The sequence below is a fragment of the Rhodobacter maritimus genome (assembly GCF_058747975.1).
The window spans coordinates 2,970,921-2,984,294 of sequence record NZ_CM179095.1; the positions used below are offsets into that span (position 1 = coordinate 2,970,921).

The 13,374-nt window shown below is 65.5% G+C and carries 10 protein-coding genes; 4 read left to right on the forward strand and 6 right to left on the reverse strand.

Annotated elements, in window-relative coordinates:
• Positions 1-2: 2 nt before the first annotated feature.
• Positions 3-1,319 (reverse strand): oligosaccharide flippase family protein, encoded by a 1,317-nt coding sequence (locus AC4PTO_RS15040; RefSeq protein ID WP_492733651.1) that lies wholly within the window; start codon positions 1,317-1,319, stop codon positions 3-5.
• A 492-nt stretch (positions 1,320-1,811) separates the two neighbouring features.
• On the opposite strand from AC4PTO_RS15040, the gene AC4PTO_RS15045 reads away from it, so the two are divergent.
• From AC4PTO_RS15045 to galE, 3 genes are all read left to right on the forward strand, one after another.
• Positions 1,812-3,752, forward strand: a complete 1,941-nt coding sequence (locus AC4PTO_RS15045) for a type I secretion system permease/ATPase (RefSeq protein ID WP_492729829.1) — start codon at positions 1,812-1,814, stop codon at positions 3,750-3,752.
• A gap of 3 nt (positions 3,753-3,755) precedes the next feature.
• On the forward strand, positions 3,756-5,096 hold the full coding sequence (locus tag AC4PTO_RS15050; protein WP_492729831.1) for an HlyD family type I secretion periplasmic adaptor subunit: 1,341 nt from the start codon (positions 3,756-3,758) through the stop codon (positions 5,094-5,096).
• Between the two features lie 92 nt (positions 5,097-5,188).
• Positions 5,189-6,169: a UDP-glucose 4-epimerase GalE gene (gene galE, locus AC4PTO_RS15055; protein ID WP_492729833.1), complete on the forward strand. Its 981-nt coding sequence runs from the start codon at positions 5,189-5,191 to the stop codon at positions 6,167-6,169.
• 6 nt (positions 6,170-6,175) lie between these two features.
• Here galE and AC4PTO_RS15060 read toward each other — a convergent pair whose 3' ends face one another.
• From AC4PTO_RS15060 to AC4PTO_RS15070, 3 genes are all read right to left on the reverse strand, one after another.
• The gene (locus tag AC4PTO_RS15060; protein WP_492729835.1) at positions 6,176-7,882 is read right to left on the reverse strand and encodes an ArnT family glycosyltransferase; all 1,707 of its coding nucleotides are present in this window, start codon (positions 7,880-7,882) and stop codon (positions 6,176-6,178) included.
• Between the two features lie 40 nt (positions 7,883-7,922).
• Positions 7,923-9,410 carry a UbiA family prenyltransferase gene (locus AC4PTO_RS15065; protein ID WP_492729837.1) on the reverse strand — a complete coding sequence of 496 codons (1,488 nt, stop codon included), beginning with the start codon at positions 9,408-9,410 and terminating at the stop codon, positions 7,923-7,925.
• Positions 9,411-9,522: 112 nt separating this feature from the next.
• Positions 9,523-10,449 (reverse strand): hypothetical protein, encoded by a 927-nt coding sequence (locus tag AC4PTO_RS15070; protein WP_492729839.1) that lies wholly within the window; start codon positions 10,447-10,449, stop codon positions 9,523-9,525.
• 209 nt (positions 10,450-10,658) lie between these two features.
• On the opposite strand from AC4PTO_RS15070, the gene AC4PTO_RS15075 reads away from it, so the two are divergent.
• Positions 10,659-11,549 carry a class I SAM-dependent methyltransferase gene (locus AC4PTO_RS15075; RefSeq protein ID WP_492729841.1) on the forward strand — a complete coding sequence of 297 codons (891 nt, stop codon included), beginning with the start codon at positions 10,659-10,661 and terminating at the stop codon, positions 11,547-11,549.
• On the opposite strand, the gene AC4PTO_RS15080 is transcribed toward AC4PTO_RS15075, so the two are convergent.
• Both AC4PTO_RS15080 and AC4PTO_RS15085 read right to left on the reverse strand, forming a co-directional pair.
• Positions 11,546-12,388 carry a glycosyltransferase gene (locus AC4PTO_RS15080; protein ID WP_492729842.1) on the reverse strand — a complete coding sequence of 281 codons (843 nt, stop codon included), beginning with the start codon at positions 12,386-12,388 and terminating at the stop codon, positions 11,546-11,548. The genes AC4PTO_RS15075 and AC4PTO_RS15080 overlap by 4 nt on opposite strands.
• 4 nt (positions 12,389-12,392) lie before the next feature.
• Positions 12,393-13,364: a polysaccharide deacetylase family protein gene (locus AC4PTO_RS15085; RefSeq protein ID WP_492729844.1), complete on the reverse strand. Its 972-nt coding sequence runs from the start codon at positions 13,362-13,364 to the stop codon at positions 12,393-12,395.
• Positions 13,365-13,374: the final 10 nt, after the last annotated feature.

Sequence of the window (13,374 nt, forward strand, 5' to 3'; positions counted from 1 at the left end):
CCCTATGGCGCAACCAGTTGCGCCAGAAGCGCGATCTTGTCGTGATGGAGCCACAGCGCGACCGCGCCAAGAAGATACCCCACCGAGAAGAAGATACCGTCGTGCAGCGGATCCCACGCACCATGCCGTCGTGCCAGGCGTATCAGGAACGGGTAGACCGTGATCCCCGCGATCCCCTGCCCCACCAATGCGCCGGTCATGCCGCCGATCTCCGCACCGACCAGGAAGAACGCGGTCTGCACCGAGGCACGCAACGCGGTGAAGAAAAAGAAGTTGCGCGAATCCCCCGCGGCAAGCGCCGACTGGTCGTAGGTCAGACCTATCACCGTGGTGATCTGCACGCAGGCGATCAGTACCACGATGCCGCCGGCCGCGATATACCGGTCGTCATACATCACCCCGATCAGGAAGGGGCCGAAGAAGGCCATCGTCAGCACAAGGCTCAGCAGGCCCCCGGACATCGCGAAGCGCATCTTACGCAGGCGTTGGAAATTTTCTGCCGAGGCCGATGGCGGACGCTCCCGGTAAAGCGGGATCATCAGCCGCCCCATTACGGCCGAGCCAAGCAGAAGCGGGAAACTGGCCAGGAAATAACCGATATTGTAGATGCCCAGCAGATACATCGACAGATATTTGCCCAGGATCGCCCTGTCCCCCTGCCCGATCAGGAAGCCGCAGATCGTGCTAAGGAAGATCCATTTGCCGAAATGGATCAGCTCATGCGCGGCGGTAGGCTCCCACCGAAAACGGTTCCGCTCGCCCGGCAGGAAGATCAAGCTGAGAACAAGCTTGGCAAACGCCGTGATGACGGTGCCCGCTACCAATGCCCAGATCGACTCGAAGATCCATGCGAGGATGCCCATGGCGATGATGCCGATGGTCTGCGCCGAAAGGTCGATCAGCGTCAGCCGTCCGATCAGCAGATGGCGCGCGGCGGTCTCGATCCGGGTCGGATTGAATCCCGCAACCAGAAGCGACACCCCCGCGACCGGCAGAAGCTGCGCCAGCATCGGCTCGTTGTAGAAGGTGGCGGCCGGAATGGCGATCGCACAGGTCCCCAGCCACAGGATGACGCCGCGCACCACCTGGATCGTCCATGCGGTGTTCAGGAAATCGGGCTCGTCCCCGCGCTTGTTCTGCAGGATCGAGGGACCGATCCCCACATCCGAGAACATCACGAGCCCCATGATGAACACGGTCACAAGGGCCATCAGGCCGAAGGCCTCGGGGAACAGGATGCGCGTCAGGATCAGGTTCGAGATCAGGCGGATCGCCTGCCCGCCGCCATAGCCCATGACGGTCCAGGCAGAGCTGCGCATGGCCCGGGCGGCAAGCCCCTGGTCCAGCAGAAGTTTTCGTACCAAAGCTACCACGGTTACTGATGATCCTGCTGGGGGTCCGGCAATGACTTGCTGGCGAAATTGCCTCCGCCGTTCTGATGCGCGCCACCCTAAGAAGCAAGGGGCGGGGCGTCAATCGCAAGACTGGCGTGCCGGCGGGCCGGGTGACGCCGAAGTGATGGCCTGCGGAGGACTCCCCCTGGCACCCCGACCCGGGAGGCCGCTTCCCCAGCCCCGCCGATTGGCTTTTTGCCCATTCTCTGGAATAGTCGGGCAAGGGTGGCGGCTTCCCGCCGTCATCGGCCCCGGCGGGTGTGGCCATGCTTGCAACCCCTGCGCGGAGGGATGAAAAGGACGGCACGGACGCGCGGCCATCCTGAAGCGGGTGAAGAACTGTTAACCCCGGATGGCGCAATACTGCGCCTGCTGGGCCAGCGGACAGATGGTTTCGAAGCAAAGGATCGGCAGCAAGTGACGGCAGACGACATCCCGAACCGCGCGAACAATCCCTATCGCATCGCGTTGCGCGGATTGCGGCGCACCTTCGTGCAGGTCGGGCTGCTCAGCGCGATCCTCAACCTGCTGATGCTGACCGGGCCGCTTTACATGCTTCAGGTCTATGACAGGGTGCTGTCCTCGGGATCGGTCGCCACCTTGCAGGGCCTTTTCGTGATCGTCGTGGTGCTTTACGCCTTTCTGGGGATCTATGAGTTCCTGCGCGCGCGCCTGCTGTCGCGGGCCGGCTACCGGCTGGATGCCGAACTGGGCGGCAAGACCTTCGATTACTGGCTGCGCACCGGGCTTGGCGAACGTCGCAGCACCGAAAATCCGATGCGCGATCTGGGCGTGGTGCGGGCCTTCCTGTCCAGCCCCGCCATCGCGGGGATCTTCGATCTGCCCTGGATTCCGCTGTTCCTTGGCATCGTGTTCTACATTCACCCGTGGCTGGGGTATCTGACGCTGGTCGGGGCGGCCATCGTGGGCGTCGCAGCCTGGGCCAACCAGTCCCTGACGCAGGCACCCATCGCCGAGGCCATGCAGCTTGAAGGGGTCGAGCGCGGCTTTGCCGAGCGCAGCCGCCGCAACGGCGAGGCGGTCGTGGCCCTGGGGATGGCGCACAAGCTGATCGAACGCTGGCGCGAATTGCATGACGCGGCCCTGGCAAGGATGCAGACCGGGGGCGACAGGTCCGAGGGGTTCTCGGCCTTCGCCAAATCCTTCCGGCTGCTCTTGCAATCCATGCTGCTGACGCTTGGCGCCTATCTCGCGCTGCAACAGGAGGTGTCGGCAGGGGCGATCATCGCCACCTCGATCATCGCCGGGCGCGCGCTTGCCCCGGTGGATCAGGTGATCGGCCAGTGGCGCGCGATCGGCCGCGCGCGCGAGGCCCATCACCGGCTTCTCGACACGCTTGACCGGATGCCGGCCGAACGGCGCCATGTCCGCCTGCCGCCGCCCAAGGGCCATTTGCAGGTCACCAATCTGGGCAAGCGCATCCCCGACGCCCCCGCCAATGCCGAACGCAGCATGATCCTTGACAAGATCACCTTCAGCCTGTCGCCCGGCGACGGGCTTGGGGTGATCGGCAACAGCGCGGCGGGCAAATCCAGCCTTGCCAAGCTGATCGTCGGCGTCTGGTCGGCCGATACCGGCGAGGTGCGCCTTGACGGCGCCACCCTCGATCAGTGGGAGCCGCAGGACCTTGGCCGCCATATCGGCTATCTGCCGCAATCTCTTGAGATGCTGCCCGGCACCATCGCCGAGAATATCGCGCGCTTCGACCCGGCGGCGGAAGACAAGAAGATCATCGAGGCCTCGCGGATCGCGGGCGTGCACGAGATGATCCTGTCCCTGCCCAAGGGCTATTCCACGCAGGTCGGCAATACCGCGCAACCGCTTTCGGGCGGGCAGGTCCAGCGCATCGGCCTGGCCCGCGCGATCTATGGCCTGCCGCGCCTGATCGTGCTGGACGAGCCGAACTCGAACCTCGACAGCCGCGGCGACGACGCGCTTGCAAACGCGATCCGCACGCTGCGCGCGCGCGGCAGCGTGGTGATCGTGATGGCGCATCGGCCAAGCGTGATTTCCGCGGTGAACAAGGTGATGATCCTGAACCGCGGCACGCTTGCCCATTTCGGCGACAAGGACGAAATCCTGCGCGTGGCGATGAATACGCGCCAGCCCGCACCGCCGCCCGAAACGGAACCCGCCGCGGAAGAGATCCCGACGATGGTCCAGATCCTGCCGCAGCCGGGCGCGGACGGGCAGGCCGGGGGGCTGAAGGCCACGCGGGTTTCCGGCGCGCTGAAGCGGCGCAAGCATGTCCTGACCAATCCTAAACCCGCCGACGGCCCCGAAGCGCAGGATACCGACACGCCTGCCGAAACGACCGTCCGCAACTCCGGTGCCTGACAGATGACCACCACCCCCGCCGCCACGAAACCCGCTGCGCCCGCCGCTTCCGCGCCGGCCGTGCATACCGGGCTGACCGGGGCCGCGCGCGCGGCCGCCCTTGTCACGCTCTGCCTGACGCTTGTCGCGGGCTACTGGATGGTCACGACCGAGATTTCCGGCGCGGTCATCGCCTCGGGGCAGGCCGTCGTGCGCGGCAAGCCGAAGGTCATCCAAAGCCTCGATGGCGGGATCGTACAAGAGATCCTTGTCGCGGATGGCGATGTGGTCGAGGCCGGGCAGGTGCTGATGCGGCTTGATCCGACGCTGCTTCTGATCAACCTCGACATCTATCGCAACCGCCTTGCCGAAACGCTGGCCCGCGAAAGCCGCCTTCAGGCCGAATATGCCGGCGCGGCCGAGATCGTCTTTCCCACCCCGCCCGCAACGCTTCCCGAAGGCTCGCTTGATCGCCATGTCGTGGGGCAGACCGAGATCTTCCGCGCCCGCAAGGAGGTTCTGGCCGGGCGCGTCGAGCAGCTGGAAGAACGCATCCTGCAATTCCGCAACCAGATCGACGGGGTCGAGGGACGCATCGCAGCCAGCCAAGAGCAGCTGCGCTTTACCGAAAAGGAACTGAAAACCGCGCAGTCGCTTTACGATGACGGGCTTGCGCGCGAAGCCCAGGTGCTTGAGGTGCAGCGCGCGCAATCGGCCCTTCTGGGGCGGCTCTCCGAGGAACAGTCCGAGCTTGCCCGGATCCGGAACTCGATCCGCGACACCGAGCTTGAGATACTTCAGGCCCGCCGCCAGTTCCGCGAAGACGTGGTGACCGAACTGCGCGAGGCCACCGCACAGCGCGAAGAGCTGGAGTTGCAGATCGTCACGCTGGAAAAGCAGCTTGAGCGGATCGACATCATCGCCCCCGCATCGGGCGTGATGCACGAGATGCAGGTCACCACGGCGGGCGGTGTCGTCGCCCCCGAGGCAGTGATCGCGCAGGTCGTTCCCTTGGAAGAGGGCGTGGAGTTCGAGGTGCGCGTCGACCCCCGCTCGATCGACCAGATCTATGTCGGCCAGCAGGCGCGCGTGGTGTTTCCCACCTTCGACATGCGCACCACGCCCGAGATCTTCGGCACATTGGCCACGGTTCCGCCCTCAAGCGTGACGGACCCGGCCACGGGGCAATCCTATTACCGCGTGGTGCTGCGGGTGCCGCCCGAAGAACTGGACCGGCTTGGCGATGTCGACCTGATCCCCGGCATGCCGATCGAGGCCTTCCTGCAAACCGGAGAGCGTTCGGTCCTGAGCTATCTGACCAAACCGCTGACGGATCAGTTGCATCGCGCCTTCCGCGATGGCTGAGCGGCGCGGTTCGCGCTTGCCGCAACCGGGCCATGTGATAGCCTTTCGCCATCCCCCCGCGACGGGCGGCTTTGGATGGATGAGGGCTCGATTTGACGATTTTGATCACGGGGGGCGCCGGCTATATCGGCAGCCACATGGTTCTGGCGGCACTGGACGCGGGCGAAAAGGTCGTGGTGCTGGACAATCTGGTGACCGGTTTCGCCGATGCGGTCGCGCCGGGCGCAACCTTCGTGACCGGCAACGTCTCTGACCGCGCGCTGACGGGGCGGCTGATCGCCGAACACGGCATTACCGAGATCCTGCATTTCGCGGCCTCGACCGTCGTGCCGGAATCGGTGGCCGATCCGGTGAAATACTATTCCAACAACACCGCCGCCACGCTGGCCCTTCTGGCCGAGGCGGTGGCGGGCGGGGTGCAACGCTTCATCTTTTCCTCGACCGCCGCGGTCTATGGCGAGGTCGACAGCCGCCCCGTGCCGGAACAGCACCCGACCGCACCCCTGTCGCCCTATGGCGCCTCGAAGCTGATGATCGAGACGATGCTGCGCGACATTGCGGCCGCGCATGGGCTGCATTACGGCATCCTGCGCTATTTCAACGTGGCGGGCGCCGATCCGCAGGGCCGCTGCGGGCAATCCACCCGCGATGCGACGCATCTGATCAAGGTCGCCTGCCAGGCGGCCATCGGCACGCGTCCCGCCTTCACCATCTTCGGCGAGGATTACGACACGCCCGACGGCACCTGCATCCGCGATTTCATCCATGTCTCGGATCTGGCCGATGTGCATTTGCAGATGCTGCGCCACCTGCGCGACGGCGGGCAAAGCGAGACGCTGAACTGCGGCTACGGACGCGGCTTTTCAGTGCGCAACATCCTTGACGCGGTGCGCCGCGCCGCGGGAACCGATTTCCCGGTGGTGATCGGGGAACGGCGGCCGGGCGATGCAAGCTCGGTCATCGCAGATCCGGCACGGCTGCAATCGGTGCTGGGCTGGCGCGCGCGCCATGACGATATCGACGGCATCGTGGCCACCGCCCTTGCCTGGGAAAAGCGCCTCGGCAAGGGCTGAGGCCCATCAGTTGTCGGGCGGAACGTAATCGCCGGGGGCAATATCATCCACCCCGGCGGGCGCCTCGGCTTCCGGTGCGGCCCCTGTTTCAACTGCCGGCGCGGCGGCGCCACTTTCGGGCTGCGGCGCGGATTCGGGGGCCTGCGGCGGGGGCGCATCGGCACGGCGGCGCAGCACGGCCAGGTTCGCCGCCGGATCCTCGACCACCAGCTCGAAGAGCTGCGCGAAATTCGCCTCGGGGCGCTGCATCCAACCCGCAAGCCCGACCCAGTCGGCCAGATAGGTGATCTCGCTTGCGACGACGTAGTTCAGGATATGCCCCTCGGTCAGGAGGGTGTTCAGCGCATCCGGGTTTACCTTGCCGTCAAGGTTGATGGTGCGGTCATGCCAATATCCCAGCGTGCCGGTCTGCGGCGCGCCGACCCATGCCTCTTCGGGGACGTTCTGCTGCACATAGCGGACCACCTGAAAATGTTCGTGCACATGCACGCCGGGCAGCAGCAGGCGCACCAGAAGCGCCGCGGACAGTGCAAGGCCAAGGACTCCGGCCCCGGCCATCACCGCCGCGCCGCGCCGCGCCTCGAAGATCCGCGTCAGCGTGACAAGGACGGACACCGCCGCCACGATCATCAGGGGCGCAAGCGGCGCGAGATAGCGGCTCATGAAATGCGGGGCGCCGAAGAACAGCCCGTAATAGCCGCACAGCATCAGCCCGTAGATCACATAGGCCGCCACCACGAAGCTGACCGGCCCGCCGCGCAGGAACACGCCCAGAAGGAAGACCGCAAGGATCACCACCACGAGCACGGCCGTCACCGCGATGACCGAAGGCCATGTCTCGACCGAGGCGGGGATCGGCAGCATCGGGAAGATGTATTCGAACAGCTTAACCGGAACCAGCGCGGCATTCTGCCCGAACTCGGACCCGAAGGCCTGGGCCGAGCCGCTGATCGGCACGAAAGAACCGAAATTGATCTTGTTGTTGATCAGCCATGGCGCGGCCACCACAAGGCTGAGAATGCCCGGAGGGATCAGCTGCATGGCAACCCCGAGAACCCCCGCGCGCGTCACGAACAGACCGTGCAGCATCCACACGAAGAACAGCGCGGTGACTAGAAACGCCCCGTCATTGCGCGACAGGAAGGTCAGGCCGCACAGGAAGCCCAGCACCAGTCGGTCCATCGGCACGGCACTGCTGCCCTTTTCCAGCACGGCATGAAAGCGCAGTAAGGTGAGGACGGCCATCAGGGTGTAAAGCCCGGTCTCCAGCCCGTTCATCGTGTGCAAAAGCAAAAGCGGGCCGGTGAACCACAGCGCAGCCGCAAGCCATGGCCAAAGCGGGTTGTCATCCTGATCGCGCAGCATGTCGCGCGCAAGGGCCCGCACCGCGAAGAAGGCCGCAAGCGCGATGACCGCCGAAATGGCGATGACGCCGATCAGGCTTGTCACCTTGTCGCCGCCCGTCAGCCAGTAGGGCACCGCGAAAAGGAAGGTGGCCATCGGCTGCACGCCATTGGTGGGGATCGTGCCCTCGGACACGGTCATCCCCAGGCCGATCGCCATGTTGCGCGCGATCGTCAGCATCAGATAGCCGTCCTCGGTGATGAAGAACTCGGACAGCCAGGGCTGACCAAGCACGATGGGAAACAGCCGATAGACCGTCGCGGCAAGAACCAACAGGACAATCAGACGAGAGAGGATCTTTTCGGACATAGGGCTTTCCCAACAGGCAAGAACAATGGACGGGCGGGCCTCAGAGCGACCCGGATACAAGAACGATGGCAAGGCACAGCAGGATCACCACCTGGCTGACCCTGTCGCTTGCGGCATAGACGATCGGATCGTCGGTCATGAAGCCGCGATGGGTCATCATGACCATGCGGCTGATCCAGTAAAGCAGCAGCGGGCAGATCAGCCACAGAAAGCGCGGGTCGCCGTAAAGCGCCTTGATGCCAGGGCTGGAGATGTAAAGCGCGAACACCAGAACCGCCGCATAACCCGCCGAAAGCGCGATGCCGCGCAGGACGGGCAGGTCATCCACCTCATAAGCGCGCCCGATGCTTTTCTCGCGCCCGCCCCTGAGCTGGTCCGTCAGTTCCGCCTGGCGCTTCACCGCGGCAAGCGACAGGAAGATGAACATCGAAAAGCCAAGCATCCAGGGCGACAGCCACATCGTCGTGGCCACCGCGCCCGCGATGATGCGCGCGGTGTAAAGCGTGGCCAGCGTCAGCACGTCGATGATCAGCATCCGCTTGAGCCAGAGCGAATAGGCGAATGTCACGACGTAATAGCATGCCAATGCGCCAATGAAGGCCGGCGGCGTGAACGCCAACGAGATCGCCACCGCCAGCACCAGAAGCGCAATCGCAAGGCCGAAGCCGTGCATGATCGGCAAGGCCCCCGAGGCGAAGGGGCGCAGCCGTTTGCGGGGATGGGCGCGGTCGGCCTGAAGGTCCACGAGGTCGTTGAGCAGATAGACGCTCGATGCGGTCAGGCTGAAGGCGACGAAGGCGGCAACGGCGGCACCGAACTCGCTCAGCTCATGCGCCGAGAGAATGGGCAGGAACACCAGAAGGTTCTTGGACCACTGATGCGGCCGCATCGCGCGCAGATAGGTGCGCAACGTGCCCAGCAGGCCGGGCGGGGGCGCGATATGCACGGTATCGGGATTTGCCGCCTCGGCCGCGCGGCGCAGGGCGGGGCCGGCGCCCACGGTGATCGCGCGGCGCGCCGCGGCCCAGACCGGCAGGTCGACCTTGGCGTCGCCCACATAGTCGAAGCCCTTCGCGCCGTAACGCTCTTGCAGGAAGGCCGCCTTGGCCTTGCCGCCAAGGTTGCGCCCGGCGGATGCCTCTGCCCCGGTGCCGATCACATCGTCGAAAAGCCCGACATGGCGCGCAACCGCATTGACCTGCCGCTGGTCCGAGGCCGAGACCAGCGCCACGCGCCGCCCCTCGGCATGCGCCTTGCGGGCCAGGTCCAGCACCTCTTCGTTCAGCGGAAGCCCCTCGCCGGGCACCACGCACATATCGGCCACCCGGCGCTTGAACGCGGCCTTGCCCCGGAACAGCCAGCGGAGCATGCGCAGCAGCACCGGCGGAAAGGCCGCGATCATCGTGAACAGCGCCTCGTGCAGCGTATCGGAACGCGACAGCGTGCCATCCAGATCCAGCACAAGGACCGGCGTCGCCTCTTGCAGCGGCACCGGAGCGGCCCCCTGGCTTATCGAACTGTCATGCATCGGCACTCACGAACAACCCTGTTGCCCTCTTGTCTTCAACCTTCGCCGCATCTTCTTGGGTCAATGTGGCGATTTTCGTTCAGCCGGCGGATTTCCCGCCGACAAGGCCCATTCATTGCGCGGGAACGCCGCTGCGCGGATAGCTGGCCGCCACGTCCCATGCGATGGCCCGGAAATACTCGGACTGCTCGGGCGAAAGCGTGTCGTCCGGCACGATAAGCTTGTAGGGAAGCTCGCGCGGGTTGCGCTGGTAGATCACCGCATAGACAAGGCAGGTGATCGCATAGGCGCCGATATCGTTGGGATGGATGTCATCGTCGAAAAGATCGCCGATCGTCGTCATGCCGGGCACCTTGCCCGCGGCGATGTCATCGTAGATCCGCATCATCAGCCGGTGGCCGGGGATCATGTAGATCGGCGGCATGCCCTCGGGGCGGTGGGCATTGGCGGTGTCCTGCATCAACTCCCACCGTGCCCCGTCGCGGTCAAGGCGCTCGCGGAAGGGGACATCGGGCTCGGGGTCGTATTCCGGCGGCGCGCCCGCATGTTGCCAATAGGTCCAGGTGGAATAAAGCATCACCTCGGCCCCGCGCCCGCCATTGCCCTCTTTCCAGGCATGTGCGACCCATTTGTCCAGCCAGTCGAGCGTATCGGCCTTGAAGCCCGCCGGATCGGGGTTGAGCGGCACGCCCTCGGTCGTGACCAAAAGCTCGAACTGGCTGATGTCCTTGCGCGCATCGGGCGGATAGCTGGGATTTTCCCAACGCCAGGACAGCGGCGCCCCCGGAATGATCGAACGCTGGATCGTTTCATGGGCATTGTTGCCCGGCAGAATGCTGGTGGCCGCGATCAGGCGCCCCGGCCACGGGTTGGAGCCGTAGAGATCCGAAAGGCTGTGCCCGGAATGGATCTGGCGCACGGTGATCAGGCTGGGCTTGCGCGGCGGCAAATCATCGCCTTGCTGGGCAAGGACCGGCCCCCCGGCCAGAAGGACGGCGGCGGTCACGGCTGCGGCAAACTTCCTGAAAAATTCCGTCATGAACGGCCCCCTTTAATAACCCGTCGAATCCCCAATGCGGTCGGTATGCAGTCTTGCGTCCTTTGGACGCAAGTCCAAGTCGCATTCATGAATGTCAGATTTGTTGACAGAATTGCAACGCTATCTGTAGCTTCGACTGTGTTGTTGCCAACGAGTGAGTTTGTTTGCGGTTCCAGATGCCGGGTCGCGGGATGTTTGACGGAGGGCGCATGCTGCTTGACCCATCGGAATTCCAGCGCACGCGGGCGTTGTTGCTCGAAGCAGATCTCGATACGCTCAGCGCCGCGATGACCCGGCTTCATTTCGGTGAACTTCCCGAAACCCTGCCCCATGAACTGCGCGACCGCCTGGAGAAGCTGGGCTGGATCGACCCCGGCACCGGCGCCTTGAGCGAGCGCGGGTGGTTTGCCGCCGATTGCTGCCGCGAATACCATTTCTGGACCGAAAGGAACCATCGCCTGCCCTTCGAAACCGAAGCGCCGGATCTGGCCCGCGATGCGTTTCGCGGCAAGTCGGTGCTGGAGGTTGGTTGCGGCAGCGGTACCAACCTGATGTCCCTGAACGACACGACACGCGAGATCGTCGGGCTTGAGCCCCTGGGCATCTATCGCCAGATCGGCACGATCTTCGCCGAAGCGCATGGCGTGACGGATTACCACGTCAAGGCTGGCAGCGCCGAGGCAATCCCGTTTCCCGACGGGCGTTTCGACGTGGTGGTCTGCGTGACAGCGCATCAGTATTTCAACATCGGCCCCGCCCTGACCGAAATCGCACGCGTCCTGCGCAACGGCGGCGAGGCCATCGTGATCGGCTGCACGCTCAGGCCCTATCTTTGGGGCGGGCTACGGGCCTCTTTGGGCGGGTCGCTGCGCGAGGTGCGCTCGCATGTCGTCACGGCGGTCAACACGCTGTCCTACATGGCCTTGCGCCGGCGGATTCTGATCGGATCGAGCAAATGGACAACCGCCTATCCGGTCTATCCCAGCCGCCGCACGATCTGCGGATTGATGAAAGAGGCAGGGCTGCGCGTGCATGAGGTGCGCTCGATCTATCCCGAAACCTGCTTCCGCGCCCGTAAGCAGCGGCCAAGGCACCACTAGCGCCCGCGCGACCAACGGCCCGCGTCGCGCCGCATCCGCACTGCAAGCGCCACGGACACATAGACCGCAAAGCCGGCGGGATCGCTGAGCGCCAGGCGCAGAAGATGCCCGCGTGTCAGCACGGACTTGCCCTCATTGGCCATGATCGCGGGGTAATGACGCGCAACCTCGGCCACGCCCGCATCCTGACGCCGCCGCACCCGGACGAGGTTTGAGAACCCCTCGACCATGGGCCATTCGAAACCCGGCTCGACCCCGATCCGTTCCGCCGGGGCGAATTGCAGCCGCACATAGGTATCGTCCGAGATGATTGCGGGAAATTCGCCCCAACGCGCGCGCGCGGCGGCATTCACCGCAAAAAGCCCGGCGCCCGGAACGCCCTCGGTCATGAAGGGAAGACGCGTCCAGATCCGGGCATAGGCGCGCGTCACGGCGCTTTGCGCGCGCGCAACGACCAGCCGGCCGCTGGCATAGGCCGCATCGGGCCGGTCCAGCGCGCGCCACAGCGCGGCCAGAAGAGGCGGCGACATGACGACATCGGCATCCAGATAGATGCGCATGCCCTGCGGATCGTCCTCCGTCACAAGCCGGTCGGCGGCGTTAAGCGCCCCGGCCTTGCCGCCCTGCGGCAGGTCCAGCACCTCGATCGTCCAGCCCCGCGCATCCGCCCGTGGCGTGGCCGCGCGGGCAAGTACGACGGTATCGTCGGTGCAGGCATTTGCCGCCACCACCACGCGCACCTTCGGCGCATCCTCGGGCATCCGTTGCGCCAGAACTGCGTCAAGGCAGCGCCCGATATAGGCCTGTTCGTTATTGGCGGGGATGATGATGTTCAGCATCGGATCAGACCTCGGCCAGGCGAAGGCGGAAGCGCGCGGCGCTGTCATAGCGCCCGATGGCAAGGCGCGGCAGCGCGAAGGGATGTGCATCGGCACGCGCAAGGCGCATGCCGAGGATGGTGGCCGAACGGAAGCCCGCATCGCGCGCGGCATCGCAAAGCGCTGCGGAATGGTTGCCGTTCGGATAGGCGAAATGCGCCACCTCCTGCCCGGTCCAGTCGCGCAGCAGGGCGCGCGAACGCACCATGCTTTCGCGCGCCTCCGCCAGCGGGATCTGATCCAGAAGGTTGTGGCAATGGCTGTGCGCGCCGATCGTGACCAGCGGACAGGCGGCCAGCTCGGCCAGTTCCGCGCGTGTCATCGGGGCCAGCATGCGGCCGGGCGGCGGCGCGGGGCGCGCAGCCGCGATCCTTGCGGCCAGATCCTCGCGCGCGGCGGGGGCAAGCGTCTTCATCCGTTCCAGCAAGGGCCCCATCACGGACCAGAGCGCCGCACCGCCGCCCGCCGGGAACGCCCACTGGCCAAGCCCCTCTGCGCGCAGATCGAGGGCGAAGGCCCCCTCGGCCTGAAGCGCGTTCATCACCCGGTCGAACCAGAAGGGGGTTCCCGTCTCGATCTGGCCGGTTGCGACATAGACGGTGACCGGCACCCCTTCGGCGCGCACGAAGGGCAGAAGGTGGCGATGCATCCCCGCCTCGCCATCGTCGAAGGTCAGGACAGCGCGCGGACGGGTGGCGCCGGGCGCGCGCGGCGCAAGCGCCTGATCAAGGCTGACAATGTCGTAATGCGCGCGCAGCAGCGCCACCTGGCGGCGGAAATCCTCCATCCGCAGCACGGTCCATGCCTCGGGGCCGCCCCGGTCGGGGCCGAGCGTGTGATAGCACAGGATCGTCAGCGGATCGCCCGCAAGCGCGCGGCGGCGCAAAAGCCGCCAGACCGGCGGCGCCGCAAGCATCTGCGCTGCAAGCCGTTTCAAGCCCACCCCC

Excerpts from the sequence above, each read along its gene's own strand:
- AC4PTO_RS15080 (WP_492729842.1), bottom strand. The coding sequence starts at position 12,388 with ATGCTGAACATCATCATCCCCGCCAATAACGAACAGGCCTATATCGGG.
- AC4PTO_RS15050 (WP_492729831.1), top strand. The coding sequence starts at position 3,756 with ATGACCACCACCCCCGCCGCCACGAAACCCGCTGCGCCCGCCGCTTCC.
- AC4PTO_RS15075 (WP_492729841.1), top strand. The coding sequence starts at position 10,659 with ATGCTGCTTGACCCATCGGAATTCCAGCGCACGCGGGCGTTGTTGCTC.
- AC4PTO_RS15070 (WP_492729839.1), bottom strand. The coding sequence starts at position 10,449 with ATGACGGAATTTTTCAGGAAGTTTGCCGCAGCCGTGACCGCCGCCGTC.
- AC4PTO_RS15065 (WP_492729837.1), bottom strand. The coding sequence starts at position 9,410 with ATGCATGACAGTTCGATAAGCCAGGGGGCCGCTCCGGTGCCGCTGCAA.
- AC4PTO_RS15040 (WP_492733651.1), bottom strand. The coding sequence starts at position 1,319 with ATGCGCAGCTCTGCCTGGACCGTCATGGGCTATGGCGGCGGGCAGGCG.
- AC4PTO_RS15060 (WP_492729835.1), bottom strand. The coding sequence starts at position 7,882 with ATGTCCGAAAAGATCCTCTCTCGTCTGATTGTCCTGTTGGTTCTTGCC.